The sequence below is a fragment of the Bacillus cereus group sp. BcHK124 genome (genome assembly GCF_027712065.1).
In the GTDB taxonomy this organism is placed as follows: Bacteria; Bacillota; Bacilli; order Bacillales; family Bacillaceae_G; genus Bacillus_A; species Bacillus_A pacificus.
In genome coordinates this window covers 251621-275979 of record NZ_JAQFPJ010000005.1, presented here as the reverse complement: position 1 = coordinate 275979, position 24359 = coordinate 251621, and the positions used below count along the sequence as shown (strand labels likewise).

Here is a 24359-nt window from a genome sequence, read left to right as displayed (position 1 = left end):
GGTTATGAGTTTTAGAGGAAATAAGGGAGGAATTCAAATGTATTTACACGGCACAAGCCGAATCAATGGGCAAGGACACTTAGAAATTGGAGGGTGCGATACGACGCAGCTAGCAAAACAATACGGAACACCACTTTATGTATACGATGAAGAGTCAATTCGAGGAAAGTGCCGCGCGTTTCATCGTGCTTTTAAAGAAAGTGGGTTCTCTTATCAAGTAGCATATGCAAGCAAGGCGTTCTTGTGCATGGAGATGTGCCGAGTAGCTCGTGAAGAGAATATGTCATTAGATGTTGTTTCTGGAGGAGAATTATATACTGCACTACAAGCAGGATTTCCGGCATCGCGCATTCATTTTCATGGCAATAACAAAACAGATGAAGAAATTGTGATGGCTCTTCAGGCGAATATTGGTTGTTTTGTCGTAGATAACTTCTTAGAATTAGAAATTTTGCATGATTTAGCAGTGCAACATGGGAAATTTGTGAACATATTAATTCGTGTAACGCCCGGAGTAGAGGCGCACACACATGAATATATTACAACAGGTCAAGATGATTCAAAATTTGGATTTGGCGTGTCAAATGGTCAAGCGATGCAAGCAATTGAGCTTGCTTTACAAAAATCCAATTATAACGTGTTAGGAATTCATTCACATATCGGATCACAAATATTTGAAACGGCTGGCTTTGTGCGAGCGATTGAAGTTCTTCGTCAATTTTTAGAAGCAGTGAGAGAGCGAACAAACTATGTAGTAAAAGTGCTAAATGTAGGGGGAGGATTCGGAATACGCTACACAGAGTCCGATGCACCATTAACTCTTGAGACGTATGTGCGAGCTGTAACAAGTGCGGTGAGAGAACAATTTACGTTATGTAATTATCCATTGCCAGAAATATGGGTTGAACCAGGTCGTAGTATTGTAGGTGATGCCGGAACGACACTTTATACAGTCGGATCTGTGAAAGACATTCCTGGTATTCGGAAATATGTATCAGTGGATGGTGGGATGACTGATAACTTAAGACCTGCTTTATATAACGCTCGTTATGAAGCGATGTTAGCGAATCGAGGGAATGATGAGAATGAGGAAGTTGTTTCGATTGCAGGGAAATGCTGCGAGAGTGGAGATATGTTAATTTGGGATATTAATCTACCGAAAGTTACTTCTGCGGATTTACTAGCAATTTCTTGTACAGGGGCATACGGGTACTCGATGGCGAATAATTATAATCGGATTCGTAGACCAGCTGTCGTCTTCGCGAAAGGTGGTACATCACAAATTGTTGTAGAGCGCGAAACATATGAAAATATTATTGGGAACGATCGCATACGTATTAAAGAACTTGTTTAAATGAGGAAAAAGGAGTTGTTCGGATGGGCAATTCCTTTTTTATAAAATAAAATAATTAAAATATATCGGAAAACTAGGATTGAAAAAAATCAGAATTGTGATAAAATACAAATACAAAGCTTATCAAGAGAAGCGGAGGGAACTGGCCCGGCGAAGCTCGGCAACCTGCTTATAGAAAGCAAGGTGCTAAATCCAGCAAAATGGAATCCATTTTGAAAGATAAGGTAAAATATATTACCGAACAGTCTTTTCGAAATGGGAAAGATTTTTTTTATGAATAAAAAGGGGGGCTGTTCGCGTGAGCGTACGGGAACATTTTGAGGAAGTATCTGAGAAAATTGAAGCGATGCTTGCTGATATGAAATATGGTTCAATTACAATTGTTGTGCAAGATGGCAAAGTCATTCAATTAGAGAAAAGTGAAAAAGTACGTTTAAAGTAAAAAGCGCTGACTAGAAAAACTAGAGGCGGTTTTAACCTATTTCATTAGGTTAAAACCGTCTTTTTGCTTTTATAGGGGGAAAAAACATGTTGACGTATGAAACGTGGGAAGAAAATGATGTTTCATTTTCAGAAGAAGATGAAACGAAAGGCGCGTTATCTGTATTAAGTTGGGCTTATAAAGAATATAAAAGTGAAATTGTATACGCATGTAGCTTCGGAGTGGAAGGGATGGTACTGCTGCATCTTATTAACCAAGTAAATCCATCTGCTAAAGTTGTTTTTTTAGATACAAACGTACATTTTCAAGAAACGTATGAATTAATTCAAAAAGTGCGGGAACGATTTCCGTCATTAAATATTATAGAAAAACAACCAGAACTTACACTTGATGAACAAGCCAACTTGCATGGTGACAAGCTATGGGAGAGCAATCCTAATCTCTGTTGTAAGATTAGAAAAATTTTGCCTTTAGAAGAATCATTAGCGAATGAAAAAGCGTGGATATCGGGACTGAGGAGGGAACAATCAGAAACCCGTAAGCATACAAAGTTTATAAATCAAGATCATCGCTTTCGATCTATTAAAGTTTGTCCGCTCATTCATTGGACGTGGAAAGAGGTATGGCGATATGTATACAAACATAGTTTGCCGTATAACCCATTACATGACATTGGATATCCAAGTATTGGGTGTGAGAAGTGTACGTTACCTGTAGGAGAGGGTGGCGATTCAAGAGATGGTAGATGGGCCGGGAAAGTAAAAACTGAATGTGGCCTTCATTATCAATAAGGTGAATTTGAAAATAAAGCTAAGAGAGGGTATAGAAAATGAGTACAAGAAACGAATTAATAAATCGAATAGACGAGACATACGACGTATCACAAATTGAAAAAGAAATTGGGCTAGACAACATTGCATTAAGTGATTTAGAACTATTAGCGACAGGGGGATATAGCCCGCTTACTGGTTTTTTAGGAAAGAAAGATTATGATTCGGTTGTAGAAACGCTTCGTTTAAATAATGGAAGTGTTTGGAGTATACCTATTACATTACCAGTAACAGAAGAGGTAGCAGAGACGCTAAAAGTTGGAGAGGAAGTAAAACTTGTTAACGGTGGAAATGTATATGGTGTCATTCAAATAGAAGATATTTTTGTGCCTGATAAGGAAAAAGAAGCGTTACTAGTGTATAAAACGACGGATGAGGCTCATCCAGGAGTGAAAAAATTATACGAACGACCGAACGTTTACGTCGGAGGAGCTATTGTTCTGACGAAACGTTTTGAAAATAATCCGTTTCCTTCTTATCATTTAGATCCAATTGAAACGAGAGAAGAATTTAAAAAACGTGGTTGGAAAACAGTAGTTGGATTCCAGACGAGAAATCCGGTACATCGTGCTCATGAATATATTCAAAAATCTGCTCTTGAAATTGTAGATGGCCTCTTTTTAAATCCGCTCGTTGGGGAAACGAAGTCGGACGATATTCCTGCTGATGTAAGAATGGAAAGTTATGAAGTATTACTTCAAAACTACTATCCGAAAGATCGTGTCTTTTTAAGTGTATTTCCTGCAGCAATGCGTTACGCAGGACCGAGGGAAGCGATATTCCATGCATTAGTCAGAAAGAATTTTGGATGTACCCACTTTATTGTAGGACGCGATCATGCAGGAGTAGGAGATTATTACGGTACTTATGAAGCACAAGAAATTTTTACAAACTTTACAGTAGAAGAGTTAGGGATTACACCGTTATTTTTTGAGCATAGTTTTTACTGCACGAAATGTGAAGCGATGGCTTCAACGAAAACATGCCCGCATGGAAAAGAGGATCATGTCATCTTATCTGGTACGAAAGTAAGAGAACTATTAAGAAACGGTGAGGTTCCGCCAAGTACATTTAGTCGTAGAGAGGTAGTAGAGGTACTAATTAAAGGTTTGAAAAAAGAAGTAGTAACAGAATAGGGAGAGAATGAGATGGATACGAATATTACTTGGCATACAGCTTCTGTTTCAAAAGATGAGAGAAGAGTGAAGAATGGGCATCATAGTTTTGTCATTTGGTTTACTGGTTTATCAGCTTCGGGTAAATCTACAGTAGCGAACGCGGTTGCTCGTAAACTATTTGAAAAGAATATTGGAAACTATGTACTTGATGGAGATAATATACGTCACGGTTTAAATAAAGACTTAGGTTTCTCTGAAAGTGATCGTATGGAAAATATAAGACGAATTGGCGAAGTAGCGAAGCTATTTGTAGATCAAGGGACTGTTGTTCTTACAGCGTTTATTTCACCGTTTCGAGTAGACCGAAAACAAGTTAGAGATCTATTAGCTGCAGATGAATTTATAGAAGTGTTTGTAAAATGTCCAATGGAAGAGTGTGAGAAACGTGATCCGAAAGGACTTTATAAAAAAGCAAGAAAAGGTGATATTAAAGATTTTACAGGTATCGATTCACCGTATGAGGAACCAGAGCAAGCGGAATTAACTGTAGAAACGCACAAGTATTCTATTGAAGAATGTGCAGAACAAATCGTGAAGTACTTACAAGAGCGTAGTTTTATATAGGGGGGATAAAAAATGAGTTATGAAAAAGTATGGGCTAACAATGAAAAATTAAATCAAACTGAGAAAAATAAATTAAAAAAAGATGGATTGGAAATCTTTAATGATATTCCTTACTATGCAGAGAATGGCTTCGAATCTATTCCGAAAGAAGAGTGGGACGCATTCAAATGGGCAGGGTTGTACTTACAAAGACCGAAGGAAGCTGGTTATTTTATGATGCGTGTAAATATCCCTTCTGGCATTATTACGAATGCACAGGCAGAAGTGCTTGCTTCTATCGCTGAGGATTATGGACGTGACGTAATAGATATTACGACAAGACAGGCAATTCAGTTTCATTGGTTAGAAATTCATCAAATTCCAGATATTTTTAAAAGATTAGCAAGGGTTGGGTTATCTTCAGCTGGGGCGTGTGGTGATATAACGCGTAATATTACGGGGAATCCACTTGCTGGTATTGATGCAAATGAACTATTTGATACAACTGGCATTGTAAAAGAGGTATATGATTATTTCCAACATAATGAAGAATTTTCTAACTTACCACGTAAATTTAAAATGTCTATTAGTTCTAACATTTATAATTCAGCAAACGCAGAGATTAACTGTGTTGCATTTACACCTGCAACGAAAGAAATAGATGGTGAGAAAAAAGTTGGTTTTCATATAAAAGTAGGCGGTGGGTTATCAGCCCGTCCATATTTAGCTGATGAATTAGATGTATTCGTTTTACCAGAAGAAGTGAAGGCGGTAGCAATTGCGATTGCTACGATATTCCGTGATTTTGGATATCGTGAAAAACGTCATTTAGCTCGTTTGAAATTTCTTGTTGCAGACTGGGGAGCAGAGAAGTTTAAAGAGAAGCTAATAGAATATACAGGACCATTACAAAGTAAAGGAGAAAGTGCTCTTAAAGGCTGGAATGCGGGGTACTTTTATGGTGTCCAAGACCAAAAACAAGATGGACTAAAATATGTAGGTTTTAATGTGCCAGTAGGACGCCTACATGCAGAAGAAATGTTTGAGATTGCAAGAATTGCTAAACAATATGGGAATGGACAAATTCGTACATGTAATTCACAAAACTTCATTATTCCGAATGTTCCGCCAGAAAATGTAACTGGCTTGCTAAATGAGCCGTTGTTTGAAGCGATATCAGCAAATCCGAAATCGTTTATTGGTCACGCGGTTTCTTGTACTGGTATTGAATATTGCAATCTTGCATTAGTAGAAACGAAAGAAAGATTACGAAAAATTGCCGAATACTTAGATACACAAATGGCACTCGATGTTCCGGTTCGTATTCATATGGTAGGATGCCCGAATTCATGTGGTCAACGTCAAATTGCTGACATTGGATTGCAAGGTGTAAAAATGAAAACGAAGGAAAAAGGAATTGTTGAAGCATTTGAAATATATGTAGGTGGAACGCTGTTAGATGGTGGTGCTTATAATCAAAAGTTAAAAGGAAAAATAGATGGCGAGGATCTACCTGATGTACTCGCATCATTTATAAGTTATTTCAAAGAAAATAAATTACCAGCTGAAACGTTTTATGATTTTGTAGGCCGTGTTGGTGTAGAGACATTACAAACAGCGTTAAATAACGTGTTAGAAGAAGTAATAGCGTCTTAGGAGGGGTAATATGGATTTATATCGATTTGAAGCGGTATTAGTGAATAGCATTGTTCCGATTGTTGTTGTTGCTGAAAGTGAAGAACAGGCATTTAAGATGGCGGAGATTGAGCTTGAAAAACATTTTTTACCGTTACCAGAAGTAAAGGAGATTGCTTTGTTTGAAAAAAAGAAGATTCGAAAAAGCGCAGCCTTTGTTATTCATGAGTAAGGAACATTGAAATATTAAGAAATGAAAACTTCCATTCCTATATAAGGATGGAAGTTTCACTTTAATAGTAGAAATGAGGAGAGATGATGGGAAAAGTATATATCGTTGGAGCGGGCCCTGGTGATCCAGATTTAATTACTGTAAAAGGATTGAAATGCATTGAGAAAGCAGATGTTATTTTATACGACCGTCTCGTGAATAAAGAATTGCTTTCTTATGCAAAGCCTGAAGCGGATTTAATTTATTGCGGAAAACTACCAAATTATCACACGATGAAGCAAGAGACAATTAACACGTTTCTTATTAAATATGCGAAAAAAGGAAAAGTTGTAACGAGGCTAAAAGGTGGGGATCCATTTGTATTTGGTAGAGGAGGAGAAGAAGCTGAAGCGTTAGCAAAGCAAGGTGTACCGTTTGAAATCGTTCCTGGTATTTCAGCTGGAATAGCTGCTCCTGCTTATGCTGGTATTCCAGTGACACATCGTGATGCAAGTGCAAGTTTTGCTATTGTGACAGGGCATAGAAAAGAAGATGCTGAAGAGGATGTGAAGTGGGAAAATTTAGCGAAAGGTGTAGAGACTTTAGCTGTGTATATGGGGGTTAGCAATTTACCCTACATATGTGAGCAACTGATAAAGCATGGAAAAGATAAAAGTACGCCTGCTGCTATTATTGAGCGGGGAACGACATCTATGCAGCGCACAGTTGTTGGGACGTTAGGAACAATTGTAGATGTTGCGAAAAAAGAACAAATTCAAAATCCGAGCATGATTGTAATTGGAGAAGTCGTCCGTTTTAGAGAAAAAATCCATTGGTTTGAGAAACAGACAGAAAGTACGTATCAAGTAAGTGGAGTGTTATAAAATGAAAGCCATCTTATATATATGTCATGGAAGTCGCTTGAAAGCAGCGAAAGAAGAAGCGGTTGCATTTATTACGTCATGTATGAACCGTGTAGAGGCAAGTATTCAAGAAATTTGTTTTTTAGAGTTAGCGAGTCCAACTATTGATGAAGGGTTCCGTACATGTGTGAAGCGTGGTGCTACAGAGATTATTATTATTCCAGTTTTTTTATTAGCGGCAGGTCATGTGAAAAAAGATATCCCGTTTGAATTGGAAAAGTTAAATAATCAATATCCAAGTATAAAAGTGACCTATGGTAATCCATTTGGTGTATCAGAAGCACTTATAAAATCAGTGTATAGCGGAAGTGGCATTGAACAGGAAGATAAGAATGAAGTGACGTTACTTCTCGTTGCAAGAGGGAGCAGTGATCCTGAAGTATTAAAAGATATAAACTGGATTGCTTCTTTATTTCAAACGGAAGAGAAGATTAAGAAAGTAGAAGTTTGTTACTTAGCGGCTGCCGAGCCGAAATTTGAGGAGAAGTTAAAGGAAGTTGTAGAACGAAAAGAAAAGAATATCGTTGTGCTACCTTACTTGTTATTTACAGGTTTACTTATGAAACATATTGAAAAAGAAGTGCGCCAATATGAGCTAGATGAGATAAAAATAAGTCCGTATTTAGGAAAGAATGAAGCGTTTCAGTATATGTTAATTCAGAAAACGAAGAAATTATTGAAGGGAGATCAATATGTATCCACTTACAGTGCGAGTTGAGAAGAAACGTGTTGTTGTCATTGGTGGAGGGAAAGTCGCGGGATTCAAAATTATTCCTTTACTAAAACAAGGTGCAGATATAGTTGTGGTAAGTCCTGAATTGGATGCGAATTTAGTGAAACTTGTAGAAGAAAAGAAAATTCGTTGGTATCAAAGGGAGTATGAAAAAAGTGATATTAATGGTGCTTTTTTAGTTGTAGCAGCGAGTAGTGATGCCGTATTGAATGAAAAGGTTGCTGAAGATACGGCAGAAAATCAGCTGGTAAATGTTATTACGAATCCGGAAAGTGGAAATGTTCATTTTCCGGCGGCGTTTCATCGTGGGCTACTTAATATAGCTGTTTCTACTGGAGGAGCGAGTCCGAAACTTGCAAAAAAAATTCGAGATGATATCGCAAATAAATATGATGAGACGTATGAATCGTATCTGGATTTTTTATACGAAGTTAGAATAAAAGTGAAAGAATTACAAATAGAGAAAAGAGAGAGAAATATATTGTTGCAAGAGGTATTGAAGTCGATATATGTTCAAAATGAACAAAAAAGAGAATTGTTTTTACAAGAATTAGAGAGAAGAGTTCATATAGGATAATAAATAAATTGTACTTTACAACTATAAAAATATAATTTATAATCACAAGTAACTTCAATAGATGAAATCGATGAGCAAGAAGAGTATGTATATTTGATACGTTCAGAGAGCTGGGGTAAGGTGTGAGCCCGGTACGATAAAATATACAGAATGGGCTTGCGAGAGGTATGTTGAACATTGTAGTAGGCAACCCGGGTTCCGCCGTTAAAAGGATAGAGTATCGGAGTTTTTCCTGTACTTGAACAAGTGGGATTTATCAATCCAATTGAGGTGGTACCACGGTATTAACATTACATATATCGTCCTCTACATGCATATTTGCGTGTAGGGGACTTTTTTATTTTCTAAAGGAGGTGTGCGAGTATGAAATGAAAGTGTATAATTAACAAAAGTTTAAATATTCAGAAAAGGAGAATTTATGATGAAAGAAACACAGCAATGGACGTCGAAAATAGGCTTTGTACTCGCAGCAGCCGGAGCCGCAGTAGGTCTTGGTGCAATATGGAAATTTCCATATGTTGCAGGTAATGGCGGGGGAGGCGCATTCTTCCTTGTATTTTTACTATTAACTTTATTTATAGGTATGCCACTCCTTTTAGCTGAATTTGTTATTGGGCGTAGTACGCAAAAAGAGGCAGTTACAGCGTATAAAGTATTAGTGCCAAATAGCAAGGTATATCCTTGGATTGGTCGCATGGGAGTTGTTACTTGTTTTAGTGTACTATCTTTTTATAGTGTTGTAGGTGGATGGATTTTACTTTACTTATACTATAGTGTGACAGGAAGCTTCTGGAATGGAGTGACTGATTATGGGCAATTATTCGGTGAGACGATTTCAAATCCAGTAAGCGCGATTGGAGCGCAATTTGTCTTTATGCTTTGTACGATTTTTGTTGTAAGTAAAGGTGTAGAGAAAGGGATAGAAAAAGCAAGTAAGTATATGATGCCGCTATTATTTATTTTGTTTATTGCAATTATTGTTCGTGCGTTAACACTGGATGGTGCTTTTGCTGGGGTAGAGTTCTTCTTAAAACCAGATTTTTCAAAACTGACAGCAGATACGATTTTATACGCGATGGGACAATCATTCTTCTCGCTAACAGTTGGGGCCTCGGTAATGGTCACGTATAGTTCCTATTTGAAGAAAGAAGAACATTTAGCGAAATCAGCAACATCTATTGTAAGTTTAACTGTTTTTATTACAGTACTTGCAGGATTAGCGATTTTTCCGGCGATTTTCGCATTAGGTGTTAAGCCGACTGAAGGACCGGGGTTACTATTTATCGTCCTTCCAGCAGTATTTGCGAAAATACCATTTGGACAATTTTTCTTCATTATGTTTTTGGTGTTATTTTTCTTTGCAACGTTAACATCTGCGATTTCCATGCTTGAAATTGTAGTAGCATCTGTTGCGAAAGATAACGAGAAAAAGCGTCCGTCAGCATCGTTATTAATTGGTATTCTTATTTTTGCAGTTGGAATTCCGTCAGCTCTATCGTTTGGAATTATGAGTGATGTGAAAATATTTGGGAAAACATTCTTTGACTTAGTCGACTTCTCAGTAAGTAACGTATTGCTGCCATTAGGGGTACTAGCTATTTCGTTATTTGTACCAAATAAAATGAGTAAAGAAATGTTAATGAAAGAATTAGAAGTTACGGAAACGAAAGGGAAAACATTATTTAATATTTGGTTCTTCTTACTTCGTTATGTTATTCCAGTAACTGTAATTATTGTATTTTTAAATGCGATAGGCGTATTTAAAATGTTTGCATAATAAAAAGACGGAGATTTCTCCGTCTTTTTATTATGTTGTAGGTGTATTTAATAAACGATTATATGCTTTATAGGCTGTGACGACTGCGAGGAATGATCCGATTAAAAATAAAACTGAGCCGCCAAATGTAAATATCCGGCCAATAAAAGTTTCTCTAGCTTCTTGTATTTCTTGTTGTAATTGTGTATTCATATAATTCACCCCGTAAACTATAGGCATTTAGTTGTAGTCTATGTGGAATGCCTATAGTGTGTGAAGGGGAAATAAAAAAACTCGGTATGCACCGAGTTTTTTTATAATCCGATATAAGGAGATGGATCAACTGCGTTTGTCTTACCGACATTCCATTCTCCAAGATGAAGTTCAAAGTGTAAATGTTGTCCGTATGATTGGCCGGTATTCCCCATAAATCCAAGTTGAGTTCCTTGTTTTACAGTTTGTCCATTCGATACAGAACGGCTACTCATATGAGCATATACTGTTGTATATGTTTTTCCGTTAATACGGTGAGATAAGTACACAACATTTCCGTAACTAGATGATAATTCTGAGCGAATAACAACGCCATCTGCAGCGGCAATAATTGGAACAGTTCCTGAAGCAGCGATATCGATTCCTTTATGGTTATCAATAGAGCGCACGCCAAAACCAGAAGTTTTTGATCCAGCTGCTGGTTTAATAAATCCTCCGATGTTTGTATCGTGTGGTGTTGGGGCCGCTTGAGCTGTTTGAGCAGATGAAGCAGCTTGTTTACGAGCTTCTTCCGCCTTGCGAGCTTCCTCAGCTTTACGAGCTTCTTCTGCGCGTTTTTCTTCTTCAATTGCCTTTTGAACAGCTTGACGCTGATTTTCTAAAATGCCTTTAGATTCTTCTAATCCTTCAATCTCTGAATCTACTTTTGCCACTTTCGTATGTAGATCGCTAATAAGAGTTTGTTGCTGTTGTTGGTTATTTTGTAATTCTTGTTGTTTTTGTTCTAATTTTTGCTCGGATTCTTTCAGTTGTTGCTCTTTTTTCTCAACAGCCTCTTTTTCTTTCGTCACAGCATCTTGGTCAGTTGTTTGTTTTTTCACAATATCAGTATCGTTGTTTAAAATTAAACTGACAGAGTACATATTATCAACAAGATCAGCAATGTTTGCAGAATTTGTTAATACTTCCGTAATGATATTTGTGCGAGGTTTTTCTTGCATAGATTGCAGTCGTTGCTTAATAACTTCCTGACGTGTATCTATGTTTGTTTGTAATTGCTCTATATGTTTCTTTTTTTCAGTAATTATTTGTTGTGTTTTACTAATTTCTTTTTTTGTATCGTTTAATTCAGCTTCGTTTTTATTAATAGAAGTAGTTAAATCGTCGATTTTCTTTTGTAATTCTTGAATTTCTTTTTCTATTTGTTCTTTCTCGGCTGATTTATTTTGTAAGTCATTTTGTTTTCCTTCTAATTCAGATTGAATATTAGATAATTTATCTTGATTCGTTTCAGCGTATGCGGGTGAAAGTAACGGGGAAGCAAAAATCGTTCCTGCTGCTAAAACGCTGAACGCTACAAATTTCTTTTTCATGGTTGTCTAGCTCCTTTCCCTATGAATGTTATATATCATAAGAAGAAGAGTGTCTATCGTTGTAACCATAATGTAAAGAAAATTTTATAAAATTACTAAGTTTTGTCGGAATTTATCATTTTTCAACGATAAATTTCACTGTAGATTCATTTTTTATATTTGTGTAACAAAGGTTTGTTTTTAGAGTTTTCTTGTAAAATAAAGGGAAAAGTGAATTTGTTTTATGTAGTGAAATATTAGTTATATATTCAATAAAACACTGGTAAGGAATCGTTCTCATGTTAGGTTTTCTGACATGGGTTTTATTTTTGTCAAGAAAATTATTTGCGTTCGGGCAAAGTTATTTTGTTGTCAGATTTTAAATTTTGATTTATGATTTTTAACAGGGACAAAATGTAGTGAATTGTCGAATAATATGTAATACTCTTAATTTCAAGTTTTATAGAGATAGATAGAATGAGAGATAGAGTGACACATCGAAGAGGGGGTTACAACAAATATGAAAAGAATAGGACTTGCATGGCAAATATTAATTGGTCTTACGCTAGGTATTGCAGTTGGGGCAATTTTCTTTGGCAATCCGGCAGTGGTGAGCTATTTACAACCAATTGGTGATATTTTTATCCGATTAATTAAAATGATCGTTGTACCGATTGTTGTAGCGAGTATTGTTGTTGGGGTTGCTGGTGTTGGCGATGTTAAAAAATTAGGTCGACTAGGCGGAAAAACAATTATTTACTTTGAAATTATTACAACAATTGCAATTATTGTCGGTCTATTAATTGCGAATATTTTCCAACCAGGAAAAGGCGTAAATATGGAGCAGTTAACAAAGACAGATATTTCGAAATATACACATACGACAGAGCAAGTACAAAGTCATTCGTTTGCAGATACATTTGTAAATATTGTTCCAACAAACATTGTAAAGTCATTAGCTGACGGAGATATGCTTGCTATTATCTTCTTCTCTGTATTATTTGGTTTAGGTGTAGCGGCAATTGGTGAAAGAGGAAGACCGGTTCTTCAATTTTTCCAAGGTGTAGCTGATGCAATGTTTTACGTAACAAACCAAGTTATGAAATTTGCACCATTTGGTGTATTTGCGTTAATTGGAGTTACAGTTTCTACATTTGGTCTTTCTTCATTAATTCCATTAGGGAAATTATTAATTGTAGTATACGGAGCAATGATTTTCTTCGTTGTAGTCGTATTAGGAATTACAGCGAAAATATTTGGAATTAACATTTTCCAATTCTTTAAGATTTTAAAAGATGAACTGATCTTAGCGTACTCTACAGCAAGTTCAGAAACAGTTTTACCAAAAATCATGGAGAAAATGGAGAAGTTTGGTTGTCCAAAGGCAATTACATCTTTTGTTATTCCGACAGGTTATTCATTTAACTTAGATGGATCAACTTTATATCAAGCAATTGCGGCTATTTTCTTAGCACAAATGTATGGTATTGATTTATCTATTACACAACAAATTACATTATTACTTGTATTAATGCTTACATCAAAAGGTATTGCGGGTGTACCTGGCGTATCATTCGTTGTATTATTAGCGACACTTGGTACAGTAGGTATTCCAGCTGAAGGTTTAGCGTTTATTGCTGGTATTGACCGTATTTTAGATATGGCCCGTACAGCAGTTAACGTTGTAGGTAACTCTTTAGCAGCTGTAGTTATGTCTAAGTGGGAAGGTCAGTATGACGCTGAAAAAGGACAAGCCTATTTGAAAGAAATTTCTAATAAGCAAGCAGCTTAATTATAATTTGAACAAGCTCTCACATAATATGTGGGGGCTTTTCTATATAGAAAGGGAGCAGACGAAATGAAACGTAAATATGGTGACGGTTCTTCGTGGAAGCGACTAATAGAGAGGGATTATACTGTTAAGCAAATAGAAGAAGGAATGCTAGGAATACTGGAAATAAAAAAGGTGAGAGAACCTAGTTGTAAAGAATATGATGGTAAGGAACTTTGTATTGCTGGTAATCAGTATACGTGGATTCAATATTTCATAGATGGGAAAAACTTTGCGATTACAGCTATGTTAGATGATCAGAAAAAATTAGTGCAATATTATATCGATGTGGCGAAAGAATATGAAATAGATGACTGTGGCTTACCATATTTTGATGATTTATATTTAGATGTAGTGTTATTACCGAATGGTAAAATGTATGTACTCGATGAAGATGAGCTAGAGGATGCTTATAAAAGTGGCGATGTTACAAAAGAAGAGTATGAGTTAGCTTGGTACACTACGAAATGGATCATAGCTGCAATGAAAAATAGTGAATTTTATTGGATTTCAATATTGGAAGAAGAAATCAAAAAGTTAAAATGATTATTGTATTCAAATTTTTGTATAATTACCAAAAAAATCTATACAAAAAATAATTGACTTTTGTTTTGTAAGCGAGTAAAGTTAGGGAAGAAATTATTATTAAAAAATAAATATGAAACCTTCTTATAAAGAGAGGCGGAGGGACTGGCCCTACGATGCCTCGGCAGCGGACTCGATTTCAGAGTGCTGTGCCAAATCCAGCAAGCATATGCTTGAAAGATGAGAAGAGCGTTTCTTATAGATGTATAAGACCTCTTCTCGTTGGAAGAGGTCTTTTGTTATTCATTAGAAAAAGGTTGAAACTAGGGAGAGATGGTACTTTGAAAGAAACGAGAGGAAATGGTTTGGCATTATTACCACTTGGGATATTTTTGGCGCTATTTATTGGTTCTGGAATTATTACAGGTGATTTCTATAAATTGCCGATACTTGTAGCAATTTCAATTGCTGTAGGAGTCGCTTTAGCAATGAATCGTAAAGAAAGTTTTCATGTAAAAGTGGAACGATTTGCTAAAGGTGCAGGGAACCCAGACATTATGATTATGGTTCTGATTTTTGTACTGGCAGGAGCATTTTCTGAAACAGCAAAAGGGATGGGTGGCGTTGATTCTACAGTTAACTTAGCGTTATCGATTTTACCACAAGGATTTATCGTAGCTGGCATTTTCGTTATAGGAGCATTTATTTCATTAGCGATGGGAACTTCAATGGGAACAATTGCTGCATTAGCACCAATTGCTGTAGGTATTAGTGGGCAAACTGATATCTCAATTGCACTTACGATGGCTACTGTTGTTGGCGGAGCGATGTTTGGTGATAATTTATCATTTATTTCAGATACAACAATCGCAGCTGTACGTTCACAAGGAACAGAAATGAAAGATAAGTTTAAAACGAACTTTTTAATTGTATTACCAGCAGCTATTATTACAATTGTACTATTAGTAATCATTACTTTAGGAAGCGATACGCAGATTAAAACGCATAGCTTTGACTGGATAAAGATTTTACCGTATGCAGGAGTACTTATTACAGCGCTACTTGGTTGGAATGTACTTATCGTGTTAACTGGTGGAACTGTACTATCTGGGGTTATCGGTCTTTTAGATGGAAGTTATACGTTAGAGAGTTTCTTTAAAAGTGTAACGACTGGAATGGGCGGTATGATGGAGTTAGTATTACTTGCTATTTTAATTGGCGGTATGGTCGAATTGATTCAATATAATGGTGGCATTCAATATTTAATGAATATTTTAACGCGTAACATTCGTTCAAAAAAAGGAGCAGAGTTCGGTATCGCTGGTTTAGTAGGTATGACGAATATGTGTACAGCGAATAATACCATTTCTATTATCTTTACAGGTCCGCTTGCGAAAAACATTGCAGATCAATATGAAATTGATCCTCGTAAATCAGCGAGTGTATTAGATCTTTTCTCGTGCTGTGTGCAAGGGTTAATTCCGTATGGTGCGCAAATGTTAACAGCAGCAGGATTTGCGGCGTTATCTCCAATTGAACTGTTACCATATGCGTTTTATCCAATCTTAGTTGGCGTATGTGGAATCATTTCTATATTAATTGGTTTCCCAAGGTTTTCTAAAGTAGCGGAAAAGAAAGAGTATCATAAAACAGCATAATGAAAATGAAGTGTATGAAAAGTAACGAAAGCCGTACAGAGAACATTCTCTGTACGGCTTTTTATGTGCGGGAAAAGAGTGAATGATCCCATGCTACCGTATGTTTTTACAAAAGGCTGAATGCAACTCGGTCTTAAGTCTGAGTTAAAAACGGTTCTTAAGCTCGTTATGGAAAAAAGAAAAAATAGTTAAGATAAGAGTATCAAATCGAAGGGAGGCAAGCACAAGATGAAACAATTTCTAGCGTTTATCGCGGCTGGTATTTTAGCTTTAATTGCTCTTGGCAGTCTTGCTGGTATTATAGGATTCGCAATTGGAGCAGGAGTTGTGTACTGGAGCTATAAATCATTTGTGCGAGCACAATCATTTTTTGGAAAGTTAGCTTGGGGTATTGTTGGTTTGATCGGCTTGTCCATCGCCCTTTCGCATTCCCCAGCATTAATCGGTATAGCAGCATTAGTAGTTTTATACTACGGATACCGTGAGTGGAAAAAAGAAAAAGATGTAGTTGTTGATTCTGCTCCAGAAAGTTCTAAACCATATAGCAACTTTGAAGATGAGTGGAACAAGTTAATGAAAAACTAATATAAAATCAATCAAATTTATAAAGTAGAAGAGAGGAAGATTATAATGAAACAATCTTTATTCGGACGTGTACGCGATGCAATTTTAGCAGATTTTCATAATGTGTTAGATGAGAAAGAAAGAAAAAACCCAATTGCTATGTTAAACCAATATTTACGTGATAGTGAGCGTGAAATAACAAAAATTGAGAAGTTAATTCAGCGTCATAAAACATTAAAATCTAACTTTGCTCGTGAGCTTGAGCAAGCACGTTATTTCGTGAATAAAAGATCTAAGCAAGCGATCATCGCTCAAGAAGCAGGCGAACTACAACTACATGAGCGTGCATTAGAAGAAGTAGCTTATTATGAAGGGCAAGTAACTCGATTAGAAGAAATGTATGCAGGTGTTGTAGAACAAATTGATGAGCTAGAGCGTCGTCTTTCTGAAATGAAAAATAAATTAAAAGAAATGCACGCAAAACGTATGGAATTAATGGCACGTGAAAATATGGCACATGCAAATCGTCGTATGAATACTGCGATGCATAAAATGGATGAAAATAATCCATTCTTACGCTTTGAAGAAATTGAAGATCATATTCGCGACTTAGAAACTCGTATGAACGAGGAGCATGAACGTGACACATTTGATATGAAGATTGCAAAGCTTGAGCGTGAAATGAAAGAAAAGAATGATGTATCGTTAACGAAAGAGTTAACAAAATAATAGTAGTATATTATAAAACAGGCTTATGATATAGTGATAGGAGAAAAGGTGTTGGAAAGCAATGCCTTTTCTTCTATGTATATGTGACAAGAAGGGGGGAGCTGAAATGAAGAAACATTTTTCAAAGACACAATTAATGGGGATGCTCCTCATCATATTTGGATTCGGTCTTTTTCTTGATATGATACTTGGACATTTTGAACCAGGTGGTCTCATTTTTGCATTTATTATGCTTATGTTTGGAAGGCATTATCGTAAAAAGAATCGTTATGTACGGGGAAATGTATTTTTATTTGTCGGTGGTATCGTATTTTTATTCTTCTTATTTTCATCAGCAGCATTTGTTCTTGTCGTATTTGCTTGTTTAGCTTTAATTGGTTATCAATTGATTCAACAAGGGCATCAGCAAAAAGCAATGAAGGTTGAAATTAAAGAAGAAGGGATTATAGACGAAGAGAAGCAAATATATCGTACAGAACCATATTTAAAAAATATGTTTGTAGGCAATGTACGAATGATGGATCATATTTATGAACTTGAGGATATTAATGTTCAATATGGTGCTTGTGATGTGGAAATAGATTTAACAACTGCTATGATTCCAGAAGGAGAAACGGTAATTGTTATTCGGGGTGTCGTTGGTAATATTCGTTTATATGTGCCATATGATATTGAACTGTCTTTAAATCATTCTGTTATTGTCGGACGTGTGCTCTTGCCAGGTCATGAGGAGACAGGGTTTAACCGCAATGTTACATTTAGAACAGAGCAGTATAAAGAGGCTCCTCGTCGTATTAAAATTATTTCTTCGCTTGTCGTAGGCGATACGGAAGTGAGGAAAGTATAATGAAGAAACAAAAAAATATTTCGTGGATGTATATTCGTTATTCTATGTTGTCCTCAGTTAGTATCGCACTCATTTGTACAATTGTATATGTATGGAAAAGCGAGCAACAAGTATATGATTTATTATGGAAGGAATCCATCGCTTCTGTTCCAATTGGCTTGTTTATTATGACTACAAGTTTACTTATCGGGGGGATTGTAGGATATGCAATCGGTTACTATATAGAGCAGCGTATACAAGGATTAAATACGTTTCTATTTGAAGTAGAGCGAGGGAATTTTCCGAGTGATGTTTCGTTTACTGCAGATGATGAATTTCATGAAGTGGAACGAAAAGTAATCGGTCTGGCTCGTCGATTAGAGGAGCAAGCTGGACTCTTTCAAAAGGTAACGAATGAACGAGCTCATTGGAATGAAGAGATGAGACAAGAAGCGATTTCCCAAGAAAGGCATCGATTGGCGAGGGAGCTGCATGATTCTGTAAGTCAGCAACTTTTTGCAATGTCGATGATGATGTCGGCTATTAATGAACAAGTAGCTGAATTTCCAGAAACGACGAAAAAGCAGTTACAGCTCGTTGAAAATATGGTTGTAAATGCACAGTCAGAAATGAGAGCATTGCTTCTTCATTTACGCCCAGTACAGTTAGAAGGTAAGAAACTAACAGAAGGTATAGAAGAATTATTAACAGAACTATCTAGAAAGCAACATATGAAAATTGAATGGTTAATTGAACCGATTCAATTAAAAAAAGGTGTAGAAGATCACTTATTCCGCATTGTACAAGAGGCGCTATCTAACACTTTACGTCATGCGAAGGCAAAGAAAACGGAAGTGCGTCTTCGAAAAATTGATCAATATGCAATATTGAAAATTATTGATGATGGTGTAGGTTTTAAAGTAGGAGTGAATAAGGCTGGTTCTTACGGATTAAGGTCAATACAAGAGCGTGTTCATGAAATTGGTGGGACATTAAAGGTACTTAGTTTTCCAAATAAAGGTACACAAATAGAAGTAAAAGTACCGATTATGATTGAGAGAGGGGAGAATCATGATTAAAGTATTACTAGTGGATGATCATGAGATGGTTCGAATGGGTGTATCAGCATATTTATCAACGCAGCCAGATATTGAAGTAGTTGGAGAAGCTGAAAATGGAAGAAAAGGTTCAGAGTTAGCTTTGCAATTAAGGCCGGATATTATTTTGATGGATCTTGTCATGGATGAGATGGATGGTGTTGAAGCAACACGTGCTATTATTCAAGAATGGCCAGAAGCAAAAATTGTAGTTGTAACGAGCTTTTTAGATGATGAGAAATTGTATCCTGTTATTGAGGCCGGAGCGACAAGTTATTTATTAAAAACATCAAGAGCGAGTGATATAGCAGACGCTGTACGAGCTACTTATGATGGAGAAACGGTATTAGAGCCGAAAGTTACTGGTAAAATGATGTCTCGTATGCGTCAGAAGAAAGAACAACCTTTGCATGAGGAGTTAACAGAAAGAGAGTCTGAAATTTTGTTATTAATTGCAGAGGGGAAAAGTAATCAAGAGATTGCAGATGAGTTGTTTATTGCCCTCAAAACAGTAAAGACACATGTGAGCAATATATTAAATAAGCTAAATGTAAGTGACCGGACACAGGCGGTTATTTATGCGTTTCGACATCAATTGACGAAATGATAAAGTGAAATTTTAACCAGTGGGGTGGTCCCCACTGGTTATTAGTTTGTACAAAATCTTTTTATTGACGCCAATAAATGTAAGCGTTATCATTAAGTTGTTAACAGTACATACAAAGGGGAGAATGTATATGCTAGTTCAAACTATATTCGGTATGGATAAGTCTAAAAAACTAGGGGATTATGTGAACGCATTACAAGCACTTTGTGAACAATATAATGTTGAAACAGATAAAATTGCAATTGTTGAGGCGACAGAAGAGTACTATTTATTTTTAATAAAGCAAGAAGAGTGCTACGATGTTGTCAAAGTAGAAACAGTGGATACAAATATCGATTATTATACGAAAGCGTATAAAATAAGCAGTTTTAATCATACTGCTTATCAAATGTAAAAAAACTCCCTTTCGGGAGTTTTTTAGGATGCTTTTATTTCACGAGATTCGGTGAGTAAGGGAACTTTTTTCGCGCCGCTTAGCTTAGCGATTGTAAGGCCGATAAGAGCTCCGATTAATGCAGGTACTAGCCAACCTATTCCTTCATTATATAAAGGGATAAATTCAAAATATGATGTGATAAATGAAACTGAAATACCACCTTGTTTTAATCCATCAAATACGCTTACGATTGCTGCGCCAATTAAAGCACCTACATAAACAGAGCGATATCCACCGAAATATTTATGCAGTAACGATAGTAGAACAAGTACAATCGCAACTGGATATACAACAAGTAAAATTGGAACAGAGATGGAAATGATTTTTGTTAAACCTAAGTTGGCAACTAATAATCCCAATACACAAATGATACTTGCGAATGTTTTGTATGAAAATTTAGTCAATAATGTTGAGAAATATTGACTACATGCAGATACAAGTCCAACACATGTTGTTAAGCAAGCGAGTGTAACGATAAGAGATAATAAAAGCAGACCATATGGACCGAATAATTGTTGTACGATTACAGTAAGTAATTTTCCACCATTCTTTGCATATCCGAGCGAGACGCTAGTTGCACCGAGCCAGCCAAGCGCACCATATACAAGTACGAGGCCAATAGCAGCAATAAGTCCAGCTTTGGCTGTTGCGATGGCAATGGATTTACGATCCTTCACACCTTTAGAGCGAATGGTATTTACAACGATAATGCCAAATGCAAGTGCTGAAATGGTATCCATCGTTAAGTAACCTTCCATAAAGCCTTTGAAAATCGGAGAAGTTTGATACTCTTGCATTGCAGGTCCTGATTGTCCAAGTGGTGTAAATACACTTTTAACAAACAATAAGAAAATAGAGAGTAATAAAATAGGTGTTAATATATTTCCGATACGATCTACAAGTTTAGATGGATTCAAACTCAGCCAATATACGATAGCAAAGAAGATGATTGTATATGCAAAAAGTGCTAGGCTGCTAGAGCGAATCGTTTCTGGTAAGAAAGAACTAACGCCCATTTCATAAGCGACATTTGCAACGCGTGGAATACCCATAGAAGGACCAATGGCGATGTATACAACTACCGTAAAGAATATTCCGAATAATGGGTGAACATGACTTGCAAGTTGCTGCATACCATTTCCTGATAAAGAAATTGCGATAACTGTTAGTAGTGGTAAACCCACTCCTGTTAGTAAAAATCCAATCATTGCCGGCCAAAAGTTTTCGCCTGCATTTTGTCCAAGCATGGGAGGGAAAATTAAATTACCTGCCCCAAAAAATAAAGAAAATAGCATAAGACCCGTGAAAAAAATATGTTTTTTTGATACAGTGTTCATTGTTTTTCCTCCTTTTTTAAAATTCATTTGTAAGAACACAAAAAACTCGTCCCTAAAGAAAGGGACGAGTTATATTTACCCGCGATACCACCCTAATTTATACATGTAGAAATAATTCTATATGTATACGGCTCTGCAACGTACAACATGATACGTGTTCCTTGTAACGGGGAACAGCCGGTAAGAACTTACTATAACATTCGGTTCTACTTCTCGGAGATGATTTTCGGCTACGCACTGAACGTTGGCTTTCAGCAAATCGTCAACTCTCTGGGGGACAGTCCTATAACGTACTCGTTCTCGTCAATGAATTTTTATTCAAGTATTCTGAAAGTATTGTTACATTTTTTTTTTAGAAAGTCAATATATTTTTTAATAAAATATATATATGCGGAAATATTATTTGTTTTGGAATGAATAGTTGATGTAAATTGAATTGTAAAACAGAAGTAAAAATTTGCGGAGAATTGTAAAATTTATAGAGAAAGTTGATATTTATAGGAGTAAAGAAGGGATTGTTTGAATTTAGAGAGAATAATACAACAATCCACTTGCTGGAAAGAACAAACCAAAAGAGGTGACTGAAATGCTTGCGATGGGAGTATTATTTGGCATTATTGCTATAATTGGTTTTATGTGGTTATATTATTCGCGTTCGTTTAAACAAGCAGAAGTTTTACTCTTTCAAAAAGGTAGTTTGTTGACAAATCAGTCTAGATATTTAGTATGTCCGAAGTGTGGAAGTGCACAGGCCAGAAGTGGAGGATATCAAGAGTGTTGCAAAATTAGATTATGAAAGAAGGAAGCCTCACATTATTTTGTGAGGCTTCCTTCCTTACAACTTCATGGCGCTCCAAATGGTCCAACGATCTCTTTCGATAATAGGAGAGACGTTTTGTAAGGCAGTCTTTACTTGTTGTAGAAGTTGAGAAAGTTCATAATCTGTTAGTTCATATAGAATGGATCGGCCTGTTCGAGGTGATAAATCTTGCAATAATGCCTCTACAGAACCATGTATTTTTCGTATCTCCCATTGTGTTTGAGTCGGGAAAACGTGAAGAAAATGTTTTTGTAATTCTTGCTGTATCGTGGTGGTTTTTGGACGTCTTTTTGATTCTATTTCAATGAGTTTTGGGAAGATAGAGAAAAAATATCCACGGATGTGTTCGGGACTTCCAGGGATCGTACAATCTTCAATAGTTCGGTCTTGTACAATAAGTACACCGTTTTTCTTTAATATACGAGAAGCTTCACGTAGAAATGTAGGAACGTCTTGTAAATGATGAATAACTGCGCGCGAAATAACAATGTCGAATGTATCATTAGGATATGGGACGCTATGTGCATCACCTTGAATGAAAGAAATGTTTGAAAATCCGCTACAATTTTCTTTTGCAGCCTGTAATATTTCTTTTGAAAAATCAAGCCCAACAACATTTTCTGCTCCCATAAGAGCAAGTTCTTTCGTATAAATCCCGCCACCACAGCCGATATCAATTATTCGTTTCTTTTGTACGTCTGTAATATTTTTTATCATTTCTCTCCAAGAAATATGGGCGTTTCGCTGTGCGTATGTGTATTTATTATTTGCATCGTGAAAATTAATGGACATGAAAAAGACCTCCTTTCAATGCTTAGTATAGCGTATTTTATAGTGTGTCACGTTTTTGTTTTTTGTATGAAGATTATAAGAGTTTCTTATTGTAAAAGGAGGATTAAGTTGAAAATGAAATATGTATTGCTGTTATTTGTTATGTTACTAGCATCTTGTAGTCAAGTTGAGCAAAAAAAAGAAACAAAAAAAGTGGAAGAGACGGTGAATGAAGTGAAAGAAACAATAGAGGTAACCGTTATACAAAAAAAACATAAAGAGAAAAAGTTACAGGAATCAGAAGCTAAGGTAGTAATAGACATTATAGATAAAGCTGAGAAACAAGAAATAACAGGTAGCTTTGGTGAACCTGAATATGAAATACAAATTAGTAGAGATGGGAAGAAAGAAACGTATTATGCATGGCTAAGAGGAGAAGACAGACGAGGGTGGGTACAACATAAGAAAGCTATGTATATGCTGAATAAAAAAGATACAGAAAAGCTTTTGGCTATATTTCCAAATGTATCAGAACAAAAAGAAGATGAAACACAGGCAGGTCCTTTAACGGAAGTAACAAAAAAAGATTTGCAGATTACCGCGTTCCATATTAAAGCGGGCGATCAAAAAGTGAATTATACAGTACGGTATACGATTTCACAATCACTATACAACAAGTTAGAGAAGGAACAAGAATACTATTTGCAGGTCATTTTTCCAGAAAAAGTTCAAAAATTAATTGGAGCAAAAGAGAGTGGAAAAATCTTAGGAGAAAAGGTAAAGGAAGGATATAAACAGTATGAATTGCATGCTACTGTTCCGGTACAAGGTGCTTCAGAATCACAATTAAAGTCATTAGAAACATATTATGAAAATTATGATTTGAAAATATTAAATAGTAAACAAGAAAAAATAGGTGTTTTTCAAAATATTATTCAAATTGTTAAAGATTATGGTGAAAAAATTAATTTACAAAGATAAGGTGAAACGTTATTCGAGATAAACTCCTCAATTCTATATGAACTTTCCTAGGAAATGATAATAGAGAGGGGAACCCCCCTCTCTATTACTTTGCTTTTGCAGATGGCTCATTCATTGATTTTCGTGTAATAAGAAAAGAAATCATAAGAGCGGAAAGGATGATAAGAGCAATAAATACGTGATTGGGCAACAAATCTAATAGTAATACGTAACTAACGGTATAAAAAATAAGAGTTGAGGCTAAAAAAGATAGAGCTCCTATTATGAGAGATTGTAAATTCAATTGTGCGCACCTCCTTTTATTTATATTTTTGTCTAAAAATGGATTATATAAACATTATTTCTAACAATAGAAAAAAATATGTCATAATAGAGAAAAGAACAAGCTTTGATGAATGTATATCATTCATTAATGAAAGATAAAGGAGAG

Annotated in this window: 27 protein-coding genes, 2 riboswitches and 2 other annotated features; of the genes, 22 read left to right on the top strand and 5 right to left on the bottom strand. The window is 35.9% G+C overall.

Features of this window, described 5'->3' with window-relative positions; all coding sequences use genetic code 11:
• Nucleotides 1-37 precede the first annotated feature (37 nt).
• The 11 genes from lysA (at nt 38) to PDK19_RS11240 (ending at nt 10203) form a co-directional block, all read left to right on the top strand.
• Nucleotides 38-1354: a diaminopimelate decarboxylase gene (gene lysA, locus PDK19_RS11290; protein ID WP_049111562.1), complete on the top strand. Its 1317-nt coding sequence runs from the start codon at nt 38-40 to the stop codon at nt 1352-1354.
• 117 nt (nt 1355-1471) lie between these two features.
• Nucleotides 1472-1580: riboswitch (SAM riboswitch) on the top strand.
• Between the two features lie 72 nt (nt 1581-1652).
• Nucleotides 1653-1796, top strand: a complete 144-nt coding sequence (locus PDK19_RS11285) for a YezD family protein (RefSeq protein WP_000116161.1) — start codon at nt 1653-1655, stop codon at nt 1794-1796.
• Between the two features lie 86 nt (nt 1797-1882).
• Nucleotides 1883-2587, top strand: coding sequence for a phosphoadenylyl-sulfate reductase (gene cysH / locus PDK19_RS11280; RefSeq protein WP_000958989.1), 705 nt, complete (start codon nt 1883-1885; stop codon nt 2585-2587).
• A 38-nt stretch (nt 2588-2625) separates the two neighbouring features.
• On the top strand, nt 2626-3762 hold the full coding sequence (sat, locus tag PDK19_RS11275) for a sulfate adenylyltransferase (RefSeq protein ID WP_049111560.1): 1137 nt from the start codon (nt 2626-2628) through the stop codon (nt 3760-3762).
• Nucleotides 3763-3774: 12 nt separating this feature from the next.
• Nucleotides 3775-4368, top strand: coding sequence for an adenylyl-sulfate kinase (gene cysC / locus PDK19_RS11270; protein ID WP_000380511.1), 594 nt, complete (start codon nt 3775-3777; stop codon nt 4366-4368).
• Nucleotides 4369-4380: 12 nt separating this feature from the next.
• Nucleotides 4381-6003, top strand: a complete 1623-nt coding sequence (locus PDK19_RS11265; RefSeq protein ID WP_000119632.1) for a nitrite/sulfite reductase — start codon at nt 4381-4383, stop codon at nt 6001-6003.
• Nucleotides 6004-6013: 10 nt separating this feature from the next.
• Nucleotides 6014-6214, top strand: a complete 201-nt coding sequence (locus PDK19_RS11260; RefSeq protein ID WP_000366912.1) for a DUF3906 family protein — start codon at nt 6014-6016, stop codon at nt 6212-6214.
• 86 nt (nt 6215-6300) lie between these two features.
• Nucleotides 6301-7077 carry a uroporphyrinogen-III C-methyltransferase gene (gene cobA, locus PDK19_RS11255; RefSeq protein WP_000521271.1) on the top strand — a complete coding sequence of 259 codons (777 nt, stop codon included), beginning with the start codon at nt 6301-6303 and terminating at the stop codon, nt 7075-7077.
• Between the two features lies 1 nt (nt 7078).
• Entirely contained in the window at nt 7079-7834 is a 756-nt protein-coding gene (locus PDK19_RS11250; protein ID WP_000644352.1) for a sirohydrochlorin chelatase, read from the top strand.
• Nucleotides 7809-8426, top strand: a complete 618-nt coding sequence (locus PDK19_RS11245; RefSeq protein ID WP_000283349.1) for an NAD(P)-binding protein — start codon at nt 7809-7811, stop codon at nt 8424-8426. Before PDK19_RS11250 ends, PDK19_RS11245 begins: the two co-directional genes overlap by 26 nt.
• A 61-nt stretch (nt 8427-8487) precedes the next feature.
• Nucleotides 8488-8736: a binding site (T-box leader), on the top strand.
• Between the two features lie 111 nt (nt 8737-8847).
• Nucleotides 8848-10203 carry a sodium-dependent transporter gene (locus tag PDK19_RS11240; protein WP_041184454.1) on the top strand — a complete coding sequence of 452 codons (1356 nt, stop codon included), beginning with the start codon at nt 8848-8850 and terminating at the stop codon, nt 10201-10203.
• Nucleotides 10204-10233: 30 nt separating this feature from the next.
• On the opposite strand, the gene PDK19_RS11235 is transcribed toward PDK19_RS11240, so the two are convergent.
• On the bottom strand, nt 10234-10395 hold the full coding sequence (locus PDK19_RS11235) for a hypothetical protein (RefSeq protein WP_001095994.1): 162 nt from the start codon (nt 10393-10395) through the stop codon (nt 10234-10236).
• Between the two features lie 101 nt (nt 10396-10496).
• Nucleotides 10497-11768, bottom strand: coding sequence for a murein hydrolase activator EnvC family protein (locus PDK19_RS11230; RefSeq protein WP_000726427.1), 1272 nt, complete (start codon nt 11766-11768; stop codon nt 10497-10499).
• Between the two features lie 499 nt (nt 11769-12267).
• Here PDK19_RS11230 and gltP point away from each other — a divergent pair, with 499 nt between their 5' ends.
• The 9 genes from gltP (at nt 12268) to PDK19_RS11185 (ending at nt 19978) form a co-directional block, all read left to right on the top strand.
• Nucleotides 12268-13539, top strand: coding sequence for a glutamate/aspartate:proton symporter GltP (gene gltP / locus PDK19_RS11225; protein WP_000821146.1), 1272 nt, complete (start codon nt 12268-12270; stop codon nt 13537-13539).
• 66 nt (nt 13540-13605) lie between these two features.
• Entirely contained in the window at nt 13606-14124 is a 519-nt protein-coding gene (locus PDK19_RS11220) for a DUF402 domain-containing protein (RefSeq protein ID WP_270707098.1), read from the top strand.
• A gap of 120 nt (nt 14125-14244) precedes the next feature.
• A riboswitch (SAM riboswitch) is annotated at nt 14245-14350 on the top strand.
• A 94-nt stretch (nt 14351-14444) separates the two neighbouring features.
• Nucleotides 14445-15761: a Na+/H+ antiporter NhaC family protein gene (locus PDK19_RS11215; protein ID WP_000665478.1), complete on the top strand. Its 1317-nt coding sequence runs from the start codon at nt 14445-14447 to the stop codon at nt 15759-15761.
• 228 nt (nt 15762-15989) lie between these two features.
• Nucleotides 15990-16346 (top strand): lmo0954 family membrane protein, encoded by a 357-nt coding sequence (locus PDK19_RS11210; RefSeq protein ID WP_000808632.1) that lies wholly within the window; start codon nt 15990-15992, stop codon nt 16344-16346.
• A gap of 45 nt (nt 16347-16391) precedes the next feature.
• Nucleotides 16392-17054, top strand: coding sequence for a PspA/IM30 family protein (locus PDK19_RS11205; protein ID WP_000814138.1), 663 nt, complete (start codon nt 16392-16394; stop codon nt 17052-17054).
• A 106-nt stretch (nt 17055-17160) separates the two neighbouring features.
• Complete coding sequence (gene liaF, locus PDK19_RS11200) at nt 17161-17901, top strand: cell wall-active antibiotics response protein LiaF (RefSeq protein ID WP_000716091.1); 741 nt, start codon at nt 17161-17163, stop codon at nt 17899-17901.
• Complete coding sequence (locus PDK19_RS11195) at nt 17901-18959, top strand: sensor histidine kinase (protein WP_270707096.1); 1059 nt, start codon at nt 17901-17903, stop codon at nt 18957-18959. Before liaF ends, PDK19_RS11195 begins: the two co-directional genes overlap by 1 nt.
• Nucleotides 18952-19584, top strand: a complete 633-nt coding sequence (locus tag PDK19_RS11190) for a response regulator (RefSeq protein ID WP_000598709.1) — start codon at nt 18952-18954, stop codon at nt 19582-19584. The genes PDK19_RS11195 and PDK19_RS11190 overlap by 8 nt, the downstream gene beginning before the upstream one ends.
• 55 nt (nt 19585-19639) lie before the next feature.
• Nucleotides 19640-19978, top strand: a complete 339-nt coding sequence (locus PDK19_RS11185; protein WP_370530097.1) for a DUF3922 domain-containing protein — start codon at nt 19640-19642, stop codon at nt 19976-19978.
• Nucleotides 19979-20001: 23 nt separating this feature from the next.
• Here PDK19_RS11185 and brnQ3 read toward each other — a convergent pair whose 3' ends face one another.
• Nucleotides 20002-21357, bottom strand: coding sequence for a branched-chain amino acid transport system II carrier protein BrnQ3 (gene brnQ3, locus PDK19_RS11180; protein WP_001099152.1), 1356 nt, complete (start codon nt 21355-21357; stop codon nt 20002-20004).
• 57 nt (nt 21358-21414) lie between these two features.
• Nucleotides 21415-21673: a binding site (T-box leader), on the bottom strand.
• A gap of 270 nt (nt 21674-21943) precedes the next feature.
• Between brnQ3 and PDK19_RS11175 the strand changes: the two genes are divergently transcribed.
• On the top strand, nt 21944-22153 hold the full coding sequence (locus PDK19_RS11175; RefSeq protein ID WP_000880630.1) for a hypothetical protein: 210 nt from the start codon (nt 21944-21946) through the stop codon (nt 22151-22153).
• Between the two features lie 39 nt (nt 22154-22192).
• Here PDK19_RS11175 and PDK19_RS11170 read toward each other — a convergent pair whose 3' ends face one another.
• Nucleotides 22193-22969: a class I SAM-dependent methyltransferase gene (locus PDK19_RS11170; protein WP_262722672.1), complete on the bottom strand. Its 777-nt coding sequence runs from the start codon at nt 22967-22969 to the stop codon at nt 22193-22195.
• A 108-nt stretch (nt 22970-23077) separates the two neighbouring features.
• Here PDK19_RS11170 and PDK19_RS11165 point away from each other — a divergent pair, with 108 nt between their 5' ends.
• Entirely contained in the window at nt 23078-23929 is an 852-nt protein-coding gene (locus PDK19_RS11165; protein WP_270707094.1) for a hypothetical protein, read from the top strand.
• Nucleotides 23930-24014: 85 nt separating this feature from the next.
• Here the strand turns inward: PDK19_RS11165 and PDK19_RS11160 are convergent, their stop codons facing one another.
• The gene (locus PDK19_RS11160) at nt 24015-24212 is read right to left on the bottom strand and encodes a hypothetical protein (protein ID WP_001053353.1); all 198 of its coding nucleotides are present in this window, start codon (nt 24210-24212) and stop codon (nt 24015-24017) included.
• Nucleotides 24213-24359 lie beyond the last annotated feature (147 nt).

Coding starts and splice junctions, on each gene's coding strand:
- lysA (WP_049111562.1), top strand. CDS start 38: ATGTATTTACACGGCACAAGCCGAATCAATGGGCAAGGACACTTAGAA.
- cysH (WP_000958989.1), top strand. CDS start 1,883: ATGTTGACGTATGAAACGTGGGAAGAAAATGATGTTTCATTTTCAGAA.
- sat (WP_049111560.1), top strand. CDS start 2,626: ATGAGTACAAGAAACGAATTAATAAATCGAATAGACGAGACATACGAC.
- cysC (WP_000380511.1), top strand. CDS start 3,775: ATGGATACGAATATTACTTGGCATACAGCTTCTGTTTCAAAAGATGAG.
- PDK19_RS11265 (WP_000119632.1), top strand. CDS start 4,381: ATGAGTTATGAAAAAGTATGGGCTAACAATGAAAAATTAAATCAAACT.
- PDK19_RS11260 (WP_000366912.1), top strand. CDS start 6,014: ATGGATTTATATCGATTTGAAGCGGTATTAGTGAATAGCATTGTTCCG.
- cobA (WP_000521271.1), top strand. CDS start 6,301: ATGGGAAAAGTATATATCGTTGGAGCGGGCCCTGGTGATCCAGATTTA.
- PDK19_RS11250 (WP_000644352.1), top strand. CDS start 7,079: ATGAAAGCCATCTTATATATATGTCATGGAAGTCGCTTGAAAGCAGCG.
- PDK19_RS11245 (WP_000283349.1), top strand. CDS start 7,809: ATGTATCCACTTACAGTGCGAGTTGAGAAGAAACGTGTTGTTGTCATT.
- PDK19_RS11240 (WP_041184454.1), top strand. CDS start 8,848: ATGAAAGAAACACAGCAATGGACGTCGAAAATAGGCTTTGTACTCGCA.
- PDK19_RS11235 (WP_001095994.1), bottom strand. CDS start 10,395: ATGAATACACAATTACAACAAGAAATACAAGAAGCTAGAGAAACTTTT.
- PDK19_RS11230 (WP_000726427.1), bottom strand. CDS start 11,768: ATGAAAAAGAAATTTGTAGCGTTCAGCGTTTTAGCAGCAGGAACGATT.
- gltP (WP_000821146.1), top strand. CDS start 12,268: ATGAAAAGAATAGGACTTGCATGGCAAATATTAATTGGTCTTACGCTA.
- PDK19_RS11220 (WP_270707098.1), top strand. CDS start 13,606: ATGAAACGTAAATATGGTGACGGTTCTTCGTGGAAGCGACTAATAGAG.
- PDK19_RS11210 (WP_000808632.1), top strand. CDS start 15,990: ATGAAACAATTTCTAGCGTTTATCGCGGCTGGTATTTTAGCTTTAATT.
- PDK19_RS11205 (WP_000814138.1), top strand. CDS start 16,392: ATGAAACAATCTTTATTCGGACGTGTACGCGATGCAATTTTAGCAGAT.
- liaF (WP_000716091.1), top strand. CDS start 17,161: ATGAAGAAACATTTTTCAAAGACACAATTAATGGGGATGCTCCTCATC.
- PDK19_RS11195 (WP_270707096.1), top strand. CDS start 17,901: ATGAAGAAACAAAAAAATATTTCGTGGATGTATATTCGTTATTCTATG.
- PDK19_RS11190 (WP_000598709.1), top strand. CDS start 18,952: ATGATTAAAGTATTACTAGTGGATGATCATGAGATGGTTCGAATGGGT.
- brnQ3 (WP_001099152.1), bottom strand. CDS start 21,357: ATGAACACTGTATCAAAAAAACATATTTTTTTCACGGGTCTTATGCTA.
- PDK19_RS11175 (WP_000880630.1), top strand. CDS start 21,944: ATGCTTGCGATGGGAGTATTATTTGGCATTATTGCTATAATTGGTTTT.
- PDK19_RS11170 (WP_262722672.1), bottom strand. CDS start 22,969: ATGTCCATTAATTTTCACGATGCAAATAATAAATACACATACGCACAG.